General features: G+C 54.3%; 23 protein-coding genes and 1 tRNA gene. 10 read left to right on the forward strand and 14 right to left on the reverse strand.

The genetic code is table 11. The annotated features are described in order from the left end of the window. Window positions 1-206 precede the first annotated feature (206 nt). From H5V43_RS01380 to H5V43_RS01410, 7 genes are all read right to left on the reverse strand, one after another. Window positions 207-578, reverse strand: a complete 372-nt coding sequence (locus H5V43_RS01380) for a hypothetical protein (RefSeq protein ID WP_025549098.1) — start codon at window positions 576-578, stop codon at window positions 207-209. A gap of 207 nt (window positions 579-785) precedes the next feature. Beyond that, window positions 786-1334, reverse strand: a complete 549-nt coding sequence (locus H5V43_RS01385) for a hypothetical protein (protein WP_025549097.1) — start codon at window positions 1332-1334, stop codon at window positions 786-788. A gap of 111 nt (window positions 1335-1445) precedes the next feature. Then, window positions 1446-1619, reverse strand: coding sequence for a helix-turn-helix domain-containing protein (locus tag H5V43_RS01390; RefSeq protein WP_004210706.1), 174 nt, complete (start codon window positions 1617-1619; stop codon window positions 1446-1448). Between the two features lie 177 nt (window positions 1620-1796). Continuing rightward, complete coding sequence (locus H5V43_RS01395; RefSeq protein ID WP_162195977.1) at window positions 1797-2675, reverse strand: hypothetical protein; 879 nt, start codon at window positions 2673-2675, stop codon at window positions 1797-1799. After that, entirely contained in the window at window positions 2567-3895 is a 1329-nt protein-coding gene (locus H5V43_RS01400; RefSeq protein ID WP_193666803.1) for a tyrosine-type recombinase/integrase, read from the reverse strand. Before H5V43_RS01400 ends, H5V43_RS01395 begins: the two co-directional genes overlap by 109 nt. A 424-nt stretch (window positions 3896-4319) precedes the next feature. Continuing rightward, window positions 4320-5405, reverse strand: a complete 1086-nt coding sequence (locus H5V43_RS01405; RefSeq protein ID WP_025549093.1) for a DUF262 domain-containing protein — start codon at window positions 5403-5405, stop codon at window positions 4320-4322. Beyond that, complete coding sequence (locus tag H5V43_RS01410) at window positions 5402-6148, reverse strand: FRG domain-containing protein (protein WP_128830741.1); 747 nt, start codon at window positions 6146-6148, stop codon at window positions 5402-5404. The genes H5V43_RS01405 and H5V43_RS01410 overlap by 4 nt, the downstream gene beginning before the upstream one ends. 232 nt (window positions 6149-6380) lie before the next feature. Here H5V43_RS01410 and H5V43_RS01415 point away from each other — a divergent pair, with 232 nt between their 5' ends. Next, a complete protein-coding gene (locus H5V43_RS01415; RefSeq protein ID WP_025549091.1) occupies window positions 6381-6959 on the forward strand; it encodes a recombinase family protein in 579 nt (192 codons plus the stop codon). A gap of 38 nt (window positions 6960-6997) precedes the next feature. Further along, on the forward strand, window positions 6998-7168 hold the full coding sequence (locus tag H5V43_RS01420) for a hypothetical protein (RefSeq protein ID WP_157846851.1): 171 nt from the start codon (window positions 6998-7000) through the stop codon (window positions 7166-7168). Window positions 7169-7671: 503 nt separating this feature from the next. Here the strand turns inward: H5V43_RS01420 and H5V43_RS01425 are convergent. From H5V43_RS01425 to H5V43_RS01435, 3 genes are all read right to left on the reverse strand, one after another. Then, window positions 7672-8085, reverse strand: coding sequence for a hypothetical protein (locus tag H5V43_RS01425; RefSeq protein WP_040261443.1), 414 nt, complete (start codon window positions 8083-8085; stop codon window positions 7672-7674). 225 nt (window positions 8086-8310) lie between these two features. Beyond that, entirely contained in the window at window positions 8311-9039 is a 729-nt protein-coding gene (locus H5V43_RS01430; protein WP_193666729.1) for a hypothetical protein, read from the reverse strand. Between the two features lie 1176 nt (window positions 9040-10215). Continuing rightward, window positions 10216-10551 carry a hypothetical protein gene (locus H5V43_RS01435; protein WP_128830738.1) on the reverse strand — a complete coding sequence of 112 codons (336 nt, stop codon included), beginning with the start codon at window positions 10549-10551 and terminating at the stop codon, window positions 10216-10218. 402 nt (window positions 10552-10953) lie between these two features. On the opposite strand from H5V43_RS01435, the gene H5V43_RS01440 reads away from it, so the two are divergent. The 4 genes from H5V43_RS01440 (at window position 10954) to H5V43_RS01455 (ending at window position 13419) form a co-directional block, all read left to right on the forward strand. After that, window positions 10954-11277 carry a hypothetical protein gene (locus H5V43_RS01440; RefSeq protein WP_210769461.1) on the forward strand — a complete coding sequence of 108 codons (324 nt, stop codon included), beginning with the start codon at window positions 10954-10956 and terminating at the stop codon, window positions 11275-11277. Then, on the forward strand, window positions 11274-11999 hold the full coding sequence (locus H5V43_RS01445) for a zinc ribbon domain-containing protein (RefSeq protein WP_128830737.1): 726 nt from the start codon (window positions 11274-11276) through the stop codon (window positions 11997-11999). Before H5V43_RS01440 ends, H5V43_RS01445 begins: the two co-directional genes overlap by 4 nt. A 34-nt stretch (window positions 12000-12033) precedes the next feature. Continuing rightward, on the forward strand, window positions 12034-12447 hold the full coding sequence (locus H5V43_RS01450; RefSeq protein WP_128830736.1) for an SHOCT domain-containing protein: 414 nt from the start codon (window positions 12034-12036) through the stop codon (window positions 12445-12447). A gap of 147 nt (window positions 12448-12594) precedes the next feature. Continuing rightward, window positions 12595-13419, forward strand: coding sequence for an IS5 family transposase (locus tag H5V43_RS01455; RefSeq protein WP_025552332.1), 825 nt, complete (start codon window positions 12595-12597; stop codon window positions 13417-13419). A 24-nt stretch (window positions 13420-13443) separates the two neighbouring features. Here the strand turns inward: H5V43_RS01455 and H5V43_RS01460 are convergent, their stop codons facing one another. From H5V43_RS01460 to H5V43_RS23840, 3 genes are all read right to left on the reverse strand, one after another. After that, window positions 13444-14781, reverse strand: coding sequence for a hypothetical protein (locus tag H5V43_RS01460; protein WP_128830778.1), 1338 nt, complete (start codon window positions 14779-14781; stop codon window positions 13444-13446). 377 nt (window positions 14782-15158) lie between these two features. Beyond that, on the reverse strand, window positions 15159-15425 hold the full coding sequence (locus H5V43_RS01465; RefSeq protein WP_128830779.1) for a hypothetical protein: 267 nt from the start codon (window positions 15423-15425) through the stop codon (window positions 15159-15161). Beyond that, on the reverse strand, window positions 15422-15640 hold the full coding sequence (locus H5V43_RS23840; protein WP_308417379.1) for a helix-turn-helix domain-containing protein: 219 nt from the start codon (window positions 15638-15640) through the stop codon (window positions 15422-15424). Before H5V43_RS23840 ends, H5V43_RS01465 begins: the two co-directional genes overlap by 4 nt. Window positions 15641-15853: 213 nt before the next feature. Here H5V43_RS23840 and H5V43_RS01475 point away from each other — a divergent pair, with 213 nt between their 5' ends. After that, entirely contained in the window at window positions 15854-17062 is a 1209-nt protein-coding gene (locus H5V43_RS01475; RefSeq protein ID WP_025549897.1) for a tyrosine-type recombinase/integrase, read from the forward strand. Window positions 17063-17091: 29 nt separating this feature from the next. Here H5V43_RS01475 and H5V43_RS01480 read toward each other — a convergent pair. Then, window positions 17092-17165: transfer RNA gene (locus H5V43_RS01480), tRNA-Cys, on the reverse strand. A 200-nt stretch (window positions 17166-17365) separates the two neighbouring features. On the opposite strand from H5V43_RS01480, the gene H5V43_RS01485 reads away from it, so the two are divergent. The 3 genes from H5V43_RS01485 to H5V43_RS01495 all read left to right on the forward strand — a co-directional run bounded on the left by H5V43_RS01485 (window position 17366) and on the right by H5V43_RS01495 (window position 20052). Continuing rightward, on the forward strand, window positions 17366-17998 hold the full coding sequence (locus H5V43_RS01485) for a protein-L-isoaspartate O-methyltransferase family protein (RefSeq protein WP_044661744.1): 633 nt from the start codon (window positions 17366-17368) through the stop codon (window positions 17996-17998). Between the two features lie 20 nt (window positions 17999-18018). Continuing rightward, entirely contained in the window at window positions 18019-19491 is a 1473-nt protein-coding gene (locus tag H5V43_RS01490) for a TolC family outer membrane protein (RefSeq protein WP_025549899.1), read from the forward strand. A gap of 69 nt (window positions 19492-19560) precedes the next feature. Then, window positions 19561-20052 carry a DUF2497 domain-containing protein gene (locus H5V43_RS01495; RefSeq protein ID WP_025549900.1) on the forward strand — a complete coding sequence of 164 codons (492 nt, stop codon included), beginning with the start codon at window positions 19561-19563 and terminating at the stop codon, window positions 20050-20052. Window positions 20053-20185: the final 133 nt, after the last annotated feature.

The following is a 20185-nucleotide window of genomic DNA, read 5'->3' on the forward strand; positions in this document are numbered from 1 at the left end:
GGCGATCCATAGCGCTCCACGCGCATAGGCATAAACGCCGATCGCCCATTGCTCATCCTTGTCGATCATCGCGTAGGGCGCGCCGATCGCGCCCAGGGCGACCGATGCGAGCATGATACCAATCTGTCGCTTGAACCGCTGCCACTGGCTCAGCCGATGATGACGGCGCAAGGCGTCGGCATGGATGCGGCGATCGTTGGATTGGGTCATGGCCGCTTCCCCTGCGAAAGCCGCCGCTGGCGATCATAGGCCTCGTTGATCTCGGCGACAGCGATTTCGTCGGTGGTGCGCTCGCCCAGTCCCGCGCTGCGGGCGTAGCAATAAGCGGCGCAAGCCGTGAACAACGCCCGGTCCAGCATATGTTCGACATCGACAATGCGGTTGCTGATCGACGCCAGTTCGGAGACCAGTTCCCCCGATATGGCATCGCGCCCAGTCGGATCGGCGAGCGTCGCGACGCCCGTCTTCACGCTGCGCTGGAGCATCGCGTAGACGCTGATGCCTCGGCGCTCGGCGAGCGCGCGAAGCGCTTTGTCGAGCGATACCGGCACGCGCACGGTGTGGCGGACGAGTTTCATCGGCCGCCTCCCATGCGACAGCGATCCGCTGTCTCATCCAAGGGCGGAAATCCGCGCTTTCCCAGATCGCGGTAAGAGCCGCTGTCGGATCGCCGCCTCCAAAAGTGGCGGAAAAGCTGGATGCACCCGTGCGTGAGGTGTGTATCTGAATTGCTGGCTCGATGCGTAGCATCGCAGCCCTGAAACCCTGCGATAAGGGAGGTCGGTTCAGGCATGGTCCGTCCCCCCCGCGTCGGTCGCGGCGTTCGGCCGTGACCTGCCTCGTCGCGCCGCCCAATCCGCGATCATCACCTTTGCTTTACGGTCGGCATATTGGCGATCGAACTCGATCGGGACGCGCGGCCAATTCCGAAGTCCATAATCTGTAATCCATGACCGGATGGCTCGTTCGATTGCCGCTTTCATATGGTCGTGAAGCGCGTTCGCCTCGAACGGGTCGAGGTGCGCGGTCACGCCGGAACTGAGGATCAGACCGCCGAGCGGGAAGCGGCGATCACCAGCCCATTGAAGAGGACCGTCGATCCGACAGAAGCTCGCTTCGCCATCATAGAGTGCGATTGGCGGACGCTCGGCCCGGTGCCAGTCGATCAGTGCGGTGCGATAGGTCTCGCCGTCCTCATCATCGGCGATCAGCTTCTCAATGAGCGGAAGCACGTAACACGCCCGGTCAAAGTCGGCGGTGACGTGCAGTGTGACCTTCCGGCCGGTCCAGAGGGTATCGGCAAGCCAGTCCAAGGCGCGGTCAAAAATAGACATGGGACATCCTTTCGTGAATCTCACGATCGCAAGGGTGTGATGCGGAGGTGGCGCAGGCGGCGCCGAGCGGCCCGCCAATTCAAAAGGCTGGGGCCGTGGAGCGCCTGCGGGTCAGATGGCGGTGCGGGATTGGGCCAAGCGCCGGATGGATTCGGTGGTCAGCAAGGTTCGCCTGCCGATCTTGATGGCGTCGAGGCCGCCGGATTTTATCAGCGCGTAAACCGACGACCGCCCGACGCCGAGCGCCTTCGCGGTGTCATTGATAGAAATGGCAATGGGTTCCATGGGCGTGTCTCCGTAGATGCCGATTCGCGGCGAGAGACATGCCAAATTGCACATGATTGCCTGTGGGCCGTCCAGTAATGGGAAGGCCGCAGAAATCCGCCAATGGCGTGGTGGCCGGAAAACAGATGGCGCGCGGCAAAAATGCCCCGCCGATTCGCAAAAAAAGGAAAACGGCTGTCAGCGCCCGTCGATTGAAGGACGATTCTGCAAATGGCCGAAAATTTTTTTGGCATAGGGGGCCAACAGGCTGCGTTTCGGTATCTCGCCGGACACATTGGCCGCGCTGTCGAACCATTCATCGAGCCAATCGGTGATGGAATGGATCGCCGCCGCCTCATCGTTCAGGTCTAGCCTCTCTAACCTTGGATCGGCGCGTAAATCGAAAACGGCTTCGATATATGCGTATTTGACCTTCCGGCCCGGTCCTCCCGCCCGCTTCGGCTTAATGTCGAGCTCCTTGATAACCTCGTCGGGGTCCGCCTCGATCCTGATCGCTTCCGAAATGCGCTTGCCACCGGGCAAGAGACAAAGCGACCGGAACGCTCCAAACTCCGAGAGCAACAGAACGCGCAATTTCCCAAATGAGTAGCGGCGATCCAGATAATGCTTTTTGCCTCTGCGATCCCGGTAATATGCCTTTGGCCCGCCCTCGCGCTGGATATAGGAGAAGAATTTCTCCAGCGCCTCCTTCGTCTCGTCGCTGGCATTCATATAGACGGCTTCGCGCGGCTTCCAAAGCCAGCCGCGCCCATATTGAAACCGGCCCCATTTCCATATGGCGTATAACGGGATGAGACATGATAGCTGGGCCGCTCCAAAAAGAATATTTCCAGCCGTTTTCGAGAATGGCCAAGTTATCAAGAACGCTGTCAGGAGAATAGGCGGAATGGTGAGGAGGAGCGGAACAGCCCACGTATAAAGGGAAGATTCCCGTCCGATATATTCCGCTACCGCGCGGATAAGGTCGTCCAGTTCCCTTCGTGCTTCATCTTCATCCTCATGGAGAAGCCGTAAGACAATTCTCCGAAGGGAGCGGGCGTCGTCGTCGTGCTCCATCGCTCAATCTTCTCCTGTTGGCGGGGAACATTGGCGCTATCCCGCAATTCGTCCAGATAGTCGCTCCACCATTGCGCCATTGCAACGCGTTCGCGCCAATAGGCCGATTGGTTGTAGATGCGCCGGACACTGCCCGCGACCATATGCGCAAGCGCCCGCTCGATGGCGTCGGGGTTCCATTTGCCGGATTCGTTCAAAAGCGAAGATGCGGACGTGCGGAAACCGTGAGCGGTCATCTGGTCCTTGGGAAAGCCCATGCGGCGCAAGGCAGCGTTGATCGTATTCTCGCTGAGCGGCCTTTCGCGTGTCCTGACCGATGGGAACACGTAAAGTCCAGAGCCGGACAGGGAGCGCATATCGGCGAGGATGGCGAGTGACTGCCGGGATAGCGGCACTGAATGGGGCTGGCGCATCTTCATCTTCCCTTCCGGGATGATCCAGACCGCCTTTTCAAAATCCACCTCCGTCCATTCCATATGCCGAATTTCGCCGGGACGCTGGAAAACGTGGGGCGTGAGTTTCAAGGCATACATGACGGCGGGATCGCCCTGATAATCCTCAATAGCCCGGAGCAACGCGCCGAAAGCCACCGGATCGGTGATTGCGGGGAAATGCTTGACCCTCGCTGTCGTCAGCGCGCCTATCAGCAGTTGGGCCGGATCGCGTTCGGCCCGCGCTGTCGCTACCCCATAGCGAAACACTCGGCTGGCGAACGCCCGGAGAAGATTCGCCGTTTCCAACCGGCCCCGCCGTTCATGCTTACGCAGTTCGTGCAACAGTTCCTGCGGCGTGATCTCCGCGATGGGGCGCTTACCAAAATCGCTGCCAAGCAGCTTCACGAACCAGCGCATCTTTTTCAGCGTCGGCTCTGCCAACCCCTCCCGCGTTTTCTTCTCAATTAGTTCCTCGGCCACGCTGGCGAAACTGTTGTTGGCGCGGATGCTCGCCTCAATTCGCGCCTGACGCTTGGCGGCGTTAGGATCAATCGCATGGGCAAGTTGCCTTCGGGCCGCATCACGCGCCGAACGCGCCTCCGCCAGCGTGATTTCGGGATACGACCCCAACGCCAGCTTTCGCTCCATGCCGTTGATCCGATATTTGACGCGCCAGAGCTTACTACCGCTCGGATTGACCAGCAGGTAAAGCCCTTGCCCGTCCGTGATCTTGTAGGGCTTGCTCTTGGGCTTCGCTTTGCGGACTGCGGTGTCGGTCAGCGCCATTTGGGGGCCTCGCTTCTGGGAGGGGCCTGGCGAGGCCCCCAAATTTGCCCCCATCAGCCACATTTACAGGCAATCAGAGGCAATCGCCGACGATCAGCGAATGCCCATAAACTAGCGGAAATCTAAGGTTTTTTCAACCATCAGCACACTTCTGCTGACAGGATTCTGGAGGCCCGAGCCGGAATCGAACCGGCGTATACGGATTTGCAGTCTATCGGGAGCAAATTCCGGCTAATGCTGAACGATGCTATTTAATGCTATAATTCAGTATCTTACGACAAATTCGATCATTCCGATTTGCCGTAAGATGCCCGCTTTTTCCGGCTATTTCCCTGCACGATTACACAGGAATTACACGCATCTCGGGGTGGCAGACGAGCGCCGCCCCCTCCAGGATAGTTCCGGGGTCATACTCGGACCCGGTTCACGAAAGGTCCTGCTCCGCAAGTTCCAGGTAGCGAGCCAGAATTGAAAAACGCTCCTTGATACTCGATGCATCGTTAGTGCCCTGCTGATTCAATCTGTCGAATTCCAACAACTCAAAAGATGATGCTGCATATTCCGTTTCCGCCAACTCGCGATTCTCCGCGATATCGTTACGGAAATCCAACAAATGCCTTCGGGTGATTTTATGGAGTTCTCCATGATCCGCCGCAGATCGGAACAATAGATAATAAAGCACCATCGATCCCTGTGCCATCAACAGTTCATCTCGATCAGAGAATGCTGAGAGCATGTCGTCGAGAACCGAAGAAACCTTTGCCTCTAGCTCATCTACAACCTCTTTCTGGCTTCGTCTGTAATTCATAGCCATCTTATCAAGATATACCTTCTTTGTATCAATTATCCTTCCATGCGTTTTTAGACTTTCCTCGACTAACAAGAATCTAGCTGCTACTTCTTTATGCTGATATCTGGTATTTGGGAATTTTACACAGCGGCGGAAAAAGGCATGGGCCGATACATTATTGATTGCAGTAACCATGTCCCCGCCAAAAGCGTTTCTTTTCTCAGCAGCATTAAGGGGAACTGCTTCGTTTAATCGAGAAAACATGTCTTCGATCAAGTCAATTTCGTCGCCCTCGATTGAGACAGTCACCACAGGTAAAATAAAAGAATCAAACTTTATTCTTATCTTTGGGTGAGTCTTGGCTATATCGTCATAAGAAAGCCCAGCAAGGTTAATAGAAGGATCCCTTTGATATTCGAAATCAGAAGCAAGAGTGAATTCATTATCCAGGAAAGACCATATCGTCTCTAATCTCTGCCGTCCGTCAATAACAGCATATCGACGTCCCGTTTCGGAGATACGATCATTCGAATATGAATGAAAATATATCTTAGGAATGTCGTAGTCATTGAGTATGGAATCAATTAACAGTCGTCTTTTTTCAAGTGTCCAGACCCCGCCCATTCTCTGATATGATGGAGACAGGAGAATTTCATCCCTATCTGAGTACAAGAGCATGATGGTGCTGTTTTTAAGCAGTGATGTCTCAACAAAGCTCATGATAGCGATTCCGACAAAATGCGACCAACGCTGGCCAGTTCTGGAAACAAACTAAAACGGTTTATACCCAGAGATCGAAGTTCCTCGAATATCATTGGCTTTTGGACATGAGGGATCAAATATTTTACTACATGATCCTTGTCACCAATATCTTCGATTGGGATAATTAAGCTGTGATGGACAGTGAATGTACCAGACTGAGCTTGAATTCTAGAATTATTTCTAGTGGCTATAGTTGCAGCAGGCGAAAGCTCTAGACGCCTCTGCCTACTAACGCTTTCCGGTGTATAACCCTTCATTTCTTCATCTTCAAATGATGGAATATAGTATTCTTCATCAGGGCTTTTTATATTTGCCTTTTTATTCAACTTGTGTGGGTTTAAGCACCAGAGAGCGCCATCGACCGCTGATAGTTCAGCCTGAGGCTCGACTGCGAAATACAGTGCCACAAGCGGGCTTTCTGACCAATCAAGCAGCCTGGTAGGCACGCCATAATGCTGCATTAGGAACAGCCAGTCGAATTCAGAATTTGGCAAGCGTTCCGTCAACATGGCGGCGCTTTGACGAAAGCGCGCCATCAGCGTGGTCTCTGATACAGTTCGTTGTGATCGAATGTATCCTGGCACGAGTTGCCACTTCGCATCAGCGTGCCCCCTGTACCAAATTGCGCCCGGAAAGTGCTCTGCGTCGGCTTGCCTCGCCGCTAAGAAGTCACCAATCGAGCCGATTTCCCGCTCTATCACTGTTCCCCCTGGAGTTGTTGCATGATCGTAATAGCTGATTGCAACGTCTTTTTACTACTGAGTTTTTTGAATGCTGCGATTCATACCAATCCAACGTAGCAGGAAGTCGCCCATATCAGATCAAAACCGTCCGATTCCGATACAACCTCCAAAGGTGTATTGAAAATTAGACTCCACATATTTTCGTTACCTTGCTAGTTTCGATGCACTGATTCGATACAAGGATGACGAAATGAGCCGTGCCTTTGCCTATTGCCGGGTCAGTACCGGCGATCAAACAACCAACAATCAGATTAGGGAAATTGCAGCGGCTGGTTTTGCCGTCGATCCCAAGCGCATTGTAACAGAAACCGTATCTGGTTCGGTCGCCGCTATGGAGCGCAAGGGCTTTGCCAAGTTGGTAGATCGGTTAGAAGCTGGCGATATTCTGATAGTGACCAAATTAGACCGCCTTGGGCGCAATGCCATGGACCTAAGAGCAACAGTTGAACGGCTGGCAGCAGAAGGGGTCAAGGTTCATTGCCTTGCTCTTGGAGGCGTCGATCTTACTTCTGCCGCCGGAAAGATGACTATGAGCGTCATCGCTGCTGTTGCTGAATTTGAACGTGACCTGCTGATCGAACGGACCCAAGCAGGGTTGCGGCGGGCCAAAGCAGAAGGCAAGGCTCTAGGACGTCCACAAGCACTTACAGATGATCAGCAGCGCACCATTATAGAGAAGCGTCGGCAGGGCATGTCCCTTGGGGCCTTGGCAAAGGAATATGCTGTGAGCAGGGCAGCTATTCAGCGGGTAGAAAAGCGGGCCGCATAAAGGCATCATGTGGAGCGCTATGGAACGCAGGGGGCGACATGGCTGATATTCGACCATTCCGAACTGAACGGCGCTTGAAGTCATTGGATGAATGCGCAGGCCCACGCCTGAGGTTCGATCCGATGCCCAAGCCGTCCATCAGCGCCTATATCATTGTCCCTATCGGATTGATGGTGGGTGTCGGGCTTGGCTATCTACTGTTCTTCTGATGGGGAACGATCAGGAAGCATTCCTGTCAACAGAGTAGAATGATGCTTTTGATTAATACGAAGTCTTAGAAAAAAGCCCAAATTTGGGTAATCCGGTGCCGCCTGACTGCACTATCGACACATCGAATGCTCACACCTTTGATTTTCCGAACCTAACAAGCGACAAGGAAGCTGACATTCTGCAAGCGACCAGTTTTGGCCATTCGTTCCCACCTTTGAGTTGCCCGTAAGCCGCCGTTCGTGCAGACTCCGCGCCATGACAATGTTCGTTTTGTGGAACTTCGCAGCCTTGGGAGCCGCCCTATTTTGTATCACCCGAGGCGTGATCGATCTACGTCAGCGAAAGTATGCGTGGGGTATCTTGGGTGTTGGCAGCGCAACCATTTTCATGCTCACGCCGGTTCAAACGCATGCCGTGAAGATTAACGTTCCCACGTCATCGTCGCGATAACGACCATTTTTTGCCATTCCGAGCCACATTTAACTGCCGGAGAAACGGTCACTTAAGCCGTCCATTTTTTGCCAGCTGCCAACCACGCCTCATAGAAAATAAGCTCGTCGTCGCCACGGAGAATTGACCAGCCTGCCTTTTGGAGAAAAGAATCTGGCTCCATAGAAATAGCATCTTTGTGGCAACCAAGTATGAACATGAAAAATAAACAGTTTTCGGATCTCTCCCGGAGATTTGCTAGCATTTGACCAATGGCATCACTAGACAAATCCAGAAATTTTGGAGAGTTTAAGTTGCGCACTACGCTATTTATCATGGCGTGACCGAGATGAAACGACATACAGTCATCTTTCAATAAATCTGCAAGCCCCGGCACCGCACGTATGTCACGCTCTAAATCATCGGCGGACTCATTGAGGGCAATATCATCAGATGACCGGATGCCGAATTTCTGTAGGCCATTCATTTCTATGGGCACCTTTCGAATGATCGGCCGATAATGGCAGGTATAGCTTACACGATAGTTTAAACCCGCCCGTCCGCTAACCAGCCGGCATCGTCGATCCCGGCGCACGAATCATTCTGCACCGCCGTTATCCCGCTGGTCCGGTTCAGGATTGGAAAGCTGCACAGCGGCAGGCGACCAATTTAAGACACTGCAAAAACCAACGGAACTCGCCTCTAGCAGACGTTAGCCGGTGAAGTCTTCTTTCATGCGAGGACGGATAAACAAAGTGGCATGACGCGCCCAATCATCGAGGTACATGCGCCATTTGAACTTGCCTTCGGCCGGTATGGCGGCATTCGAGAATATGAATGATCGCATTGTTGTATGAATTAAATCGACATGATAACAATATATTTTATCGGTATAGCTAATGTAGCATAAGGATTTCGCCATTTTTATTGTTTTTGGAAAATATGAAGAAAACATTTTTACTATCATATCTACAACGTAATTATTTTGTAATTCTTTAATTTTATCTTCCGTTATTCTTATATCAAAATCGTCAAACGGGTAAATTGATAGCTCTCTATCTCTCTGGGATTTATCAAACCCATTTGTAGTAAATCTGGTAAAAAGGTCACTCATCGCTGATGGTGGGATGCCACCATCACAATATCGTTCCAAATTTGCGAGATCGCTATCAATTCTATCCAATAATGATCTTGCGTATGATGCTATATTAATACTTTTCGCGTTGGATAATATAAGGCCGAGATAGTCTTCTAACAAAGGAAGAGATAATGCGTTCCTTTCCTCGACGGTGGGGTCATAATCTAGGCCGTCCCAAGGGAAGGCGGGGTGAATATCATGTCGACAACACCAAAGGACCGCATCATCGAGCGTACTGCATTCACGTGGAACCATACCACGACGGATATTAAGCTGATCAGCGATTTCTGCATGAAGTTTCATTTTGCTCTCTGGACAGCCACGCCGTAGCTATTCTCTCAAGCCAATGTAAACAGCAGGTTACGGCAGCTATCCAAAAAATTTGCCCAAGAGCGGATCATCTGGAATCCACCATGGATCGCTGTTCCCTGCGCGCGAATCGATCCGCGCCGCCGGTAAGCGGATCGTCGGGTTCGCGGTTCGGAAGCCGCCCAGCGGCAGGCGACCATTGCCGTTCGTATCGGATGAAACCGCAATCAAAACCTGCCCGAATTTGCCTACTCCCAAGAGAAGATGGTGCGTAATTTGCAGTTGGATGGGGACTGACCTTCCTCAAATAGTTCTACTCGATCAATTGCATCCAATTGAGGACGGGTAAACGATTTTGGCGATGTGAAATAGGCAGCGCCGTGCTCGCCATTCCAGATTGCTATATGGTAAAAGGCCTTCCACTCGCTTTTGTGCAAATCGTGCGAGATTGTTAGAAGAGCGGGCCTTAACAATCCGACCCCTCGGACGACTGGCCCATCCTACTCCATGCACTTCGAGGGTCCCGAAAGCACCTTCCCAGCGGAAGCTGCCCCCGTGTATCCCGCCCTCCAAAGTCGTGACCTTCTCACCATCTCGCAGGTCGATAATCGGTGAATAGCCGCAAAACCGTCCCGGCCCTACAATGCTGCTGGCGTTCGCTGAACTAGTAACTGATGCCAATAGTCCCATCACTGCTGCGATCATTATTCTCACGCTGGCCTCATTGGAAAATTCGGATGTCCGGTATAGCGCTTTACCAACCGATAGCGGAAGGTCCCGGATCCACCCATGTTAGCCATTAAGCCCAACATGCCTACCGATGAATAGGGTAGGATTGACCCCGGCGGGGCTTTGGGAACCAGATGCCGGGGTCATCCTGCCCCCCGTGGACAGGAAGTCGCACGTTATAGGCTGATAGGGCCAAGAGACAGCCCCAATTTCATTACAAAACAGCAACTTCGTCATAGCAGAGGGTAAAAGACCTACCCTGCCCCACTAGAATGCCTCTATTTTGCCCTGGAAGGGGCTGCCAGACAACGAAATCAAATTTTAGCTACCTACCTAGCCAAATAGAAAATCGACGCTCTACGAGGCTTAAAATCGCCTATTTTGAAGTATAGGTTGATAAGAATGAAATATAAAAATAAACTCTGAAAAATAGTTTTCCGCTTAATGAAGCAGATCTTCTAAATCTGGAAACAAAGGCATCGGCTTTGGTTGGCTTGGTTCTACAACATTAGCATCATATATGCCGATAGTGGCCCACTCTACACGCCAATCTACATAAGCTGCTCCGCTTTCAAAGCGAACTATTCCTGCACCATCACGCGCAACGTCAAACTTACAGCGTAGGTCTTCATCATAGGAACCGACAAGCAGGGTGCCATCGCTGAGCGCCACAAGGAAGCGGTCATCATCCTCATAGGGGACGGATAGGGTTGTTTCCACATCACCACTGATCCGAACGCGAACAGAATCTGGAATGGGTTCAATGCGCACGCCCATGAGAATCACCTTTCCTATTTGAGAACAAAAAGAGAACATGTCTCATAGGAAAGGATTCGGCACATGGTCAATATCGATGGTTCGTTTTTGATGGGCGTGGCAGCGATCGTCACCAGTCTTGTCGCCTTGGTGAAGGCATTTCGGTTACGAAACAGATAGAAGAACAAATAGGGATTTACCCCAACGCCCTGTTTTGCCATCAGGAACATGCAGCTTTGCCAAATCGAAGCTGTGGGGCGTCGTAACCCCAAGAAGAGTCAGCCGGTCGAGTTTTCTCGGCCGGGTGGCATGCGCGCATGTCCAACCCGCAAGGGTAAAGGCGCATGCGCCTGTCGGACTCCTTCAGGTTACGAACGCCCGGCTTCGGGCCGGGCTACGCCTCCATGTTGAATAGGGGGCGTAATGAAGATCAGTCGAATAGTATCATCCATGCTGATTGTCGCTTTGGCGGCGGGTCACTCACCGGCTGCGTTTGCGCGGGCCAAGGAAATCGAGCGACATAAGGTCAGCATCGATGGCCAGTCCTTCCGGGTCATCCGCTATGATAACGGTAGCGTGAAGGTCGTTGACGGCGGCATCTTCGGTGACGGGGTCAGCTATAATCTTCGGGAACGAATGAGGAAGGCCGCCAAGCAGGGCACAGGCTGCGAATTGGCCGATGACTTCTGGCTTGATGGCAAGCTGATCGGCACCTTGCGATGCCCCGGTGAAGGGGCGGCATCATGAACGCTGACGAAACTACCTGCCCAGATTGTGCAGAAACGATCAAAGCCGCTGCAAAGGTCTGCAAGCATTGCGGGTATCGATTTCAGTCAACCGCTTTGGAGGGGAAGGAGCCAGAACCGACGCTCCCTACAGAGGGCGGAGCGGCCACTGCCGAAGATAACGCAAAATGGGGTGGTAACCCCGTTGGGGCATTAATCTTCGGTGGCTTGGCAGTCGCGTTCATTGTGGCCGCCGTCATCAAATTTTCTTCAGGTCCGATGGAACAGGCACAGTCGATCAACGAATCCGTTGAAGCGGCAATGAATGCATCCAACGCCGCCGACGCCGCGATGAACGATGCCATGGCGGCGGCAGATGCAGCGATGAATATCAAAGCATCGGTTTCTAGCGCTGATCTGGTGCGAGTGTGCCGCGCTGCCGTGGCCCATATGATGGGTAAAAGCCCCTCTATCATGAAGGTAGTCAGCAATCGGGGTGGTATTGTTCGCATCCAGTACAAGCGGCCCGATGATGGCACGATCTGGAAAGATGATTGCCGCTTGGAAGGCCAGCGGGTCATGTGGCGCTCTGTTGATGCCTTCGGAGCGTCAGGAGCGGGACGCTGGCGAAACGATCCGAATGATGAAGTGATCACCTACAGCATCGACGGCAGCACGATCAGAATTGGCCAAAAATATTCTGATGGCACCTATGACGCGGCGGACTACACCGTAGCCGGATAGCCAGCATTGATTACATAAAAGGACAGGAGCGTTTATGCGCTGTTCAGGATGCGGGAAAGATATTCCTTTTGCAGGGCAAGTCTGCCCCTATTGTCAGCGTGACAAGTCGAGCGACCAAGCTGCGCATGGATGCATTGGCGTTGCCCTCTTTATCGGCGGCGGGCTTGGGTATGCCGTTGGAGGTTTTACCGGACTTCTTACTGGCGGCTTCATTTTTGGCATCATCGCAGCAATAGCGTCGATGCCCCAGGCTAAGAAGAAAGCCAAGACTCCGCCCAAGGTTGTAGTCGCCAATCTGCCGAAAACTGCTCCAAAGCCTGTAGAAAAGGCTGACAGTAACCCGACACCAGAAGAAAGATTGATGCGGCTCGATACGCTGCGGGCTAACGGCATCATCAATCAGCAAGAATATGATGAGCAAAGGAAGGCGATCATCTCTTCCTTGTAGAGCCGGGGCGGCATGCTGCCGCCCTGATATCACTTGACGGTCAATATTGGCCTTAGAGCCTGAACCGGAATAGGATCTGAAAGAAAGGTGGGCGATATCAGCGACATGTGATTCAGTCGGAGTTGCGAGACACCGACGGAGTATCCCATGTGGACCGATACCACCCGCGCGCAGCATGCGCGCAAAGGGCTGCGTTTGCCAAGTGACACGACCGATGCCGAATGGCGTGTGCTGGAGCCGATGATGCCTGGCGATCTGCCGCTTGGTCGGCGTCGCAAATGGGATTGGCGCCAGCTTGTTGATGCTATGCTGTATCTTCTGCGAGGCGGGCTTCCGTGGCGGATGTTGCCGCCTGGGTTGTTTCCGCCCGCCACAACCGTTCAGCGGTGGTTTTATCGGTTTCGCGACATGGGATTGTGGCGGGCAATCAACCACAGGCTGGTGATGGTAGCGCGTGAACTGGAGGCCCGCGAGGCGAGCCCGAGCGCATGTATTATCGACAGCCAGTCGGTCAAAACGACGGAAAGCGGAGGGCCTCGCGGCTACGACGCGGGCAAGCGCATCAAGGGACGCAAGCGCCATATCCTCACAGACACTCTCGGTCTGTTGCTCGACGTGATCGTCCACACCGCTGACATTCAGGATCGGGATGGCGGGCCGCTGCTCCTGAAGCGAATACATCGGCGCTTCCCATGGCTGTCCCACATATTTGCCGATGGCGGTTATGCCGGGCCGAAATTCAGCAAGAAAGCCATGAAGACCGGCAACTGGACGATCGAGATCGTCAAACGGTCAGACACCGCCCGTGGCTTTCTCGTGTTGCCACGCCGTTGGGTCGTCGAACGAACATTGGCGTGGCTCAATCGTAATCGAAGGCTGGCGAAAGACTTTGAGCGCACGATTGAGAGCGCGATCGCGTGGATCTTCCTTGCTTCCGTTCAGTTCATCACTCGCAAAATCGCAAGGCTTTGATTTTACTTGCATTCCGATTCCGAGTCAGACTCTTACCCCCACATGCTTCAAAAACATGTCGGATAAGACCTGCTCCACTATGGCCTGCTGGCTCTTCGGCGCGATCAGGCTGTCATGGACAGGAAGCGCGGGTATGTCATGGACCATAGCCAGATGATGCACGGCATCGATCACAGCATTGCTTTCAAGAAACTGGAAATCACCCCATCGCCAAGGGCTTGTGGCCCAATCATCAAGGATAGGGAAATGCGGGGCGATATTTGGCCCGACTTCGCTCATCGGATGGAATTTTTGCAGGCAACGAGCCTTGCAGACTGATTCGCAGAAGAATTGGAAAAACCCGCCTCGCTGCCTGATATCGCATTGCTTTTTGGCATAGGCCTTTTTGGCCGAGGGAGACCATTTATTCCCCGGCAGCTTGTCATGGCCCAAAGTCATCGCCACCCAAGATTTTACAATGGCACGAGGATATCCTGTCCCTTCATATGGATCACCGGCGGGCATCGGCTCCTTCTTTAAGGCATGTAAGATGGTCAGGTGACTGGCCCTGATATCGATTTCAACCACAGGTTCGCTATTAATGGTCATCGCAAGGCGGGTTTTCTTATCTTCCTGCTGATATCCGCCGCCGATGTTGTAGAGCCTGCCGCCAACGTTCCAGTTGAAGCCGGGTTTATCGCCATCGCTAAAAATCCGCTGGAAGCCGCCCAACAGGTAAGCGGGCTGAATATCCTGTGCGGCGAAATAGGCATTCAGTTCATTGACCCGGCCGCCTTCCACAACAGCGAAGGGATCGGTCAAAGAAACGGCCATCGAGTCCTTTGGCCGTTTTATCTTCCGCCCTTTTCCATAATCGATCCAAGGCGATTCAGTCCGCAGCAGAATAGGTTTAGCAACCTCTTTTGGACGGGGCAGCGGTTCAAAATGCTCCTTCCATTCAGCAGGCTTGATCCCATGCTTCCCGACAAGAGCTATGAACTTGGAGGTAGGTCTGTATCTGTTGGTTCTTGCTGGATTGCCGGGTGAAGGGACAGCAGGTTTGCACCCCTCTTTGACTGTGACATATTTCAAGGCGATCAGGCCATCCATGGCGCTTTTAAAAGGTCCATGACTAACGGGCATTCCGGTGAAATCAGCCGTTGCCATAGGTCTGTAAGCGTAGCGGCCACTACCTTTATGCACTGCCCGAAGTAGTCCAACACAGATGGGGGCCAAGGCTCTTACTAGTGTGTTTTTCCGGGAGTTAAAACCAAGGGTAAGAATTTCACCTATAAGTTCATCAATCAGATTTGTTAATGATGTACTTAATTCCTTAAAATACAAACAAATGTATATATCTTTTCTATCATAATATTTTGACATAATATTTCCATTTCATTTATCTTCATTCAATTCCCTTCTTTATTAATGAAAGAGAGAGAGGGAGAGAGAAGGTATACGAGAAGGTTTTTAGAGAGAAACCAACGTGAATAATTAAGTTTAATTATATTCAATTAAAATAAACTAATGAATCAATTTAAGATAACTCCTTTCAATATAGTAGAAATATGCTGGATAAATCCTGATATGTGAGTTGAAATCACAATCATAGAAGATTTTTCCTGCATTCTAGCGAAACCTGCAATTGAATTGCCTGATTTTTCCGCTGCAAGCCTCACCAGACGCCAAAATCATCTTTTGGCTAGGATGGTAGCCAAACGCCATTGAATGCGCTCTACGGGGCTTTATTTGGCTCTCCGCTAAAATATTCCAAGATCATGGCAAGCATCCTCATCCAGAGGTGGCAACGGCTCGGGTTTTATTAGGTTCGGTCGCCGCTTTCTCTGCTCAAGATACAAATCCACCCTCTTGCGCTGCTCTTGCTTGAAGAAGGCGGGCCAATCTTCTTTGATCGGTTCGGCGTGCGGGAACTTATACCATTTGACGTCAAAAGACTCCCATTCTTCGACTGCATGCAGAAGACCGGCAAGATCGTGGCCAAACCTCTCACGTTTAGAAGCGGTCATTTCTGTAATCCCGCTTGCTCACGAACGTATGCCCGAAGATCGTCGGTGTAATAGAAGCACATGCCACCGATTTTATGAGAAGGCGGACCTTTGCCCGTTCTCCTCCATTCGGCAAGCGTCTTACTGGTGACGCCGAGGTAGCGCCCGGCGTCGGTTCGATTGAGTCTGCCTGCCGCTCCAGTAGCGGCAGCGTCATAGGATATGCGTGGCATCATTGGTCCTCCAGTTGATGGGGACACGCCATATAGAACTGATTCGCGGATTTGGGAAATGAAAAATGAACTTAACTTTAAGTCTACTTTTTAATTCCATGAAATAAGACTTAATGTGTTTCGAGATATATAGAATAGGATAGGAAAATACAGAACATATCGTCAATTTGACTCTGAGAGATGGCGAACTATATTTGTGACCAGCAAGGAGTCGATATGACGGTCAAGATTTCTCTATCTCGAAAATCCATTCGTGCCCTGCGCAAGGGTGAGCGCATCACCGAAAAGGGGATCACCGCTGAAAAGCTAACTGATGGGGTGGAGGGCGAAGTCCGCTATTCCATCAACATCATGGTCGACGGCGAGCGCCATCATCGGATCATCGGTAAGGCAAGTGAGGGCGTGACTCTAACCCAAGCCCAAGAGGCAATAGAACTGCTGCGCACAAGGGCGAGGGAAGAGCGCCTGGACCTACCAAAGGGCAGGAAAATCGCCATGTCCTTCAAGGAGGCGGCTGATGGCTACATCAAGCGTATGGAAGAGGGAGGTGGCAAAAATATGAAGGCGAAGCGTCAGCACCTCACCATGCACCTTAAGCCATATTTCGCGCAGAACCGGCTAGACAAGCTCACTACCTTTGATCTCTCGCGGTATCGGGCTGTAAGAAGAGAGGCGGGGGCCTCCGATGCCACTATAAACAGGGAGTTCGCGACCCTATCGCATCTCTATCGGTCGGCGGTGTCATGGAAATGGATCAGTCGTGACAGATTGCCGGAATTCAAGAAAGAAGCCGAGGCGGTTAAACCTATATCCGTTCTGTCGGATGCGGACGCCGACGCGCTTATGAAATCCGCCTTGGAGGACGAAGATGATCGACTTTGGCTCTTTGTTGCGTTTGGATTAGGGGCGGCAATGAGGCATCGGGAGATTTTGCGGGCGCGCTATGATCAGGTTGACTTCGATACGCGCCGAATTTTCATACCTCAAGCCAAGGCTGGGGAACGGGAGCAGCCGATCACGCCATCATTGGCTCGCGCCATCAAGCGGCAGATGGAGAAGGAGGCTGATTCGCACGGCTGGATTTTCCCAGCCGTTAATGTTGATGATTCGAAAACGGGTTACCGCACCAACATGGGGCGGCAGTTTGCGCGGGCTGTAGTTAGGGCCAAGTTAGACCCCTCAAAGGTTACCCCTCATACAATGAGGCACACCGCCATCACCCGCCTTGTAAAAGCTGGTGTGGATTTGCCGACCATCCAGCGCATTAGTGCACATAAGACTTTGACTATGGTTTTGCGATATACGCATATCCATGGACAGCATGTGGATCGCGCGCTGGATGCGATGGATCGGTGTTTGCCCCGTCCCATTTCACAGGAATTACACAGAGGCTCTAGCCAAGCTACCGATCACGCCATAGCATAAAGAAAACTGCTTATTTTTCAATATGTTGCTGGAGGCCCGAGCCGGAATCGAACCGGCGTATACGGATTTGCAGTCCGCTGCGTCACCACTCCGCCATCGGGCCTCGGCATGGGTGGCCGCAAATGTGCGGCTTTTGATGCAAAGTCAAGCAGCGCTGTTATATTGGGGCGCAAGATTCTGGCGCCAGGGCGCGCAAAGCCGCTTGGCGTGGCTTGTCCGCTGATTTAGAGGTCCGATTATATCTTTGCTGTATTGCTTTCCTAATACAGCTTTTCTAAAAGCTATCCCAGTCGAGGAATTGTCGTGACCGAGCAGAATTTTTCATCGATGCGGACCGCCATGGTCGAAAGCCAGCTTCGCACCAGCGATGTGGATGATCAGCGCGTGATCGCGGCGATGGCGCATGTGGCGCGCGAGGAATTCGTGCCGGCCGAGCGGCGGGCGATGGCCTATGTCGACCGGCCGGTCCCGCTGGCGAATGGGCGTGCGCTCAATCCGCCGCTGGTGACGGGCCGCCTGCTCAAGGAAGCGCAGATCCTCAAGGGCGACAAGGTGCTGCTGATCGGCGCGGCGACCGGGTACAGCGCGGCGCTGCTCGCGGCGCTGGGCGCGCAGGTCACCGCCGTCGAGGAAGAGGGCGGGCCGCAGATCGCGGTCGACGGCATCACCCTTGTCCGCGGCCCGCTGAATGCCGGTTCCGCGGCCGGCGCGCCTTATGACGTGCTGTTTGTCGACGGCGCGGTGGAGGAAGTGCCCGCCGCGCTCGTTCAGCAGCTTGCCGATGGCGCGCGGGTGGTGACGGGTATCGTCGAGCGCGGCGTCACCCGTCTGTGCAGCGGCCGGGTGGTGTCGGGCGTGCTGGGTCTTTCCCGCCTCGCCGACATCGAAATGGTTGTGCTTCCGGGCTTCGCGGCGCCGGAAAGATTTGTGTTCTGAAAGGGCCTGTTGGGGGGGACATGACGGCAAAAGTTCAGCTTCCGGGGCGCGCCGCCCTCATCCTGTTGCTGTCGATGTCCTCCACGCTGGCGGGCGCGGCCCATGCGGAGACGTTGCAGGGGGCGTTGGCCAAGGCCTACCGGTCCAACCCGACGTTGACGGGCGCGCGTGCCGGGCAGCGGGCGACCGACGAGAATGTGCCGCTTCAGAAGGCGGCGGGTCGGCCCTCTCTGGGAGCGACCGGAACCTATACGGAGAGCATTCTCAAGCCGACGATCAGCTTCACCTCGCCGCAGCGGACGGTGGATGCGAACGCGCAATTGACCGTGCCGGTCTATTCCGGCGGCGCCGTGCGCAACGGCGTGAAGGCGGCGAAGACCCGCGTTGCCGCGGGCCAGGCCGATCTGCGCGGGACCGAGGCGAGCGTCTTCTCGCAGGTGGTGGCCGCCTATATGGACGTGATCCGCGACAGTGCGGTGGTCGCGCTCAACCAGGCCAATGTGAAGGCGCTGGAGGTCAATCTCCAGGCGACCAGCGACCGTTTCGAAGTGGGTGACGTGACCCGGACGGATGTCGCGCAGTCCGAGTCGCGGCTGGCGCTCGCCCGCTCCAATCTCCAGACGGCGGAAGCGAATCTGATCGCCAGCCGGGAAAATTACATCGCGCTGGTGGGTGAGGCGCCGGGCGATCTTCAGCCGCCGCCCGAACTGCCCGGACTGCCCGCTACGCCCGACGCCGCGGTGCAGGTCGCGCTGAAGGACAATCCGGACATCCTGGCCGCGGCCAAGAGCCGGGAAGCGACGGCCTATGATGTGAGGGCGGCGAAGGCGGCGGTGTCGCCCACGCTCTCCGCCTTCACCCAGGCGGGCTACACCAATTATCTCGACTCGCTCAACGCCGTGAACAGCGCCAACGGATCGCAGATCAACAAGCAGGCGTCCGCGGGCGTGCAGATCAGCGTTCCGCTCTACCAGGGCGGGCGTCCGGCCGCGCAGGTGCGGCAGCGGCAGGCGCTCGAATCGCAGGCCATGGAGCAGGAGATCGAGGTCGAGCGCGGCGTCATCGCGCAGACGCGATCCGCCTATGCGAGCTGGCAGGCCTCGCTGGAGAGCATCCAGTCGAACCAGAAGGCGGTGGACGCGGCGAACCTGTCGCTGGAAGGGGTGAGGGCGGAGAATTCCGTGGGCAGCCGCACCATCCTGGACATCTTGAATGCCGAGCAGGAGGCGGTGAACGCCAAGGTCCAACTGGTGACGGCGCGGCGCAATGCCTATGTCGCCGGCTTCAGCCTGCTGGCGGCCATGGGCCATGCGGAGGCCGACGACCTGAACCTTGAAACCGGCGCCCTCTATGATCCGATGGTTAATTATGAGCGGGTGAAGGGCAAGTGGTTCGATTGGGATTTCGACCCCGCACCGAAGGTCCAATCGACGCGGACCGTTGACTCCCCGGCGCAAAACGCCAATGTGGACCCCGGTTTGGCGCAGCCTTAACGCAATTTTAACCCCGAAGGCGTTCCTTTGGTGCTATGGCGTTAACGGGGACTGGAACAGGGATTGACCATGGGCGACATGAGCAAGGAACCCTCGATGGAGGACATCCTGTCGTCCATCAAGCGGATCATCGCTGAAGAGGGCGAGGAAGCGGTGCAGACCCTGCCGCGCCGCGTGCGCGGCGAGGCCGCGCAGAAGGTCAGGCCCGTGCCGGTCGTGGAGGCGATGTCCGACCCTGCCAGCGACGAAGTGCTGGAACTGACCGACGAGGTTGCTGTGGAGGAACCCATGCCCGCCCACCGAACGTCCCGCACGCCCCGGCCCGTTGCCGAACAGGAGGATGCGTCCATCCTGTCCGTCGAGAGCGAAGTGGCGGCGCGGCATTCGCTGTCCGCCTTGTCCTCCATGCTCGTGACGCCCAGGGAAGGCGAGGACAATACGCTGGACGGGCTGGTGCGTTCGATGCTGAAGCCGATGCTGAAGGAATGGCTGGACGCGCGGTTGCCGCAGATGGTCGAGGATATGGTGGCCAAGGAAATCGCCCGCATCACCGGCCGTTGAGCTGGCAGCGTGCGCTGATTCGCCTATTTGCGGCGAACGGTTGCCGGTCCTGGGCGCGTTGCGTGCCTTACGCATCATGATCCGGCGATCTTTGTTCTTTTGTTACGCTCCGGTGGTTGATCCTTGCGCCATG

Source organism: Sphingobium fuliginis (genome assembly GCF_015074805.1).
GTDB lineage: Bacteria > Pseudomonadota > Alphaproteobacteria > Sphingomonadales > Sphingomonadaceae > Sphingobium > Sphingobium fuliginis.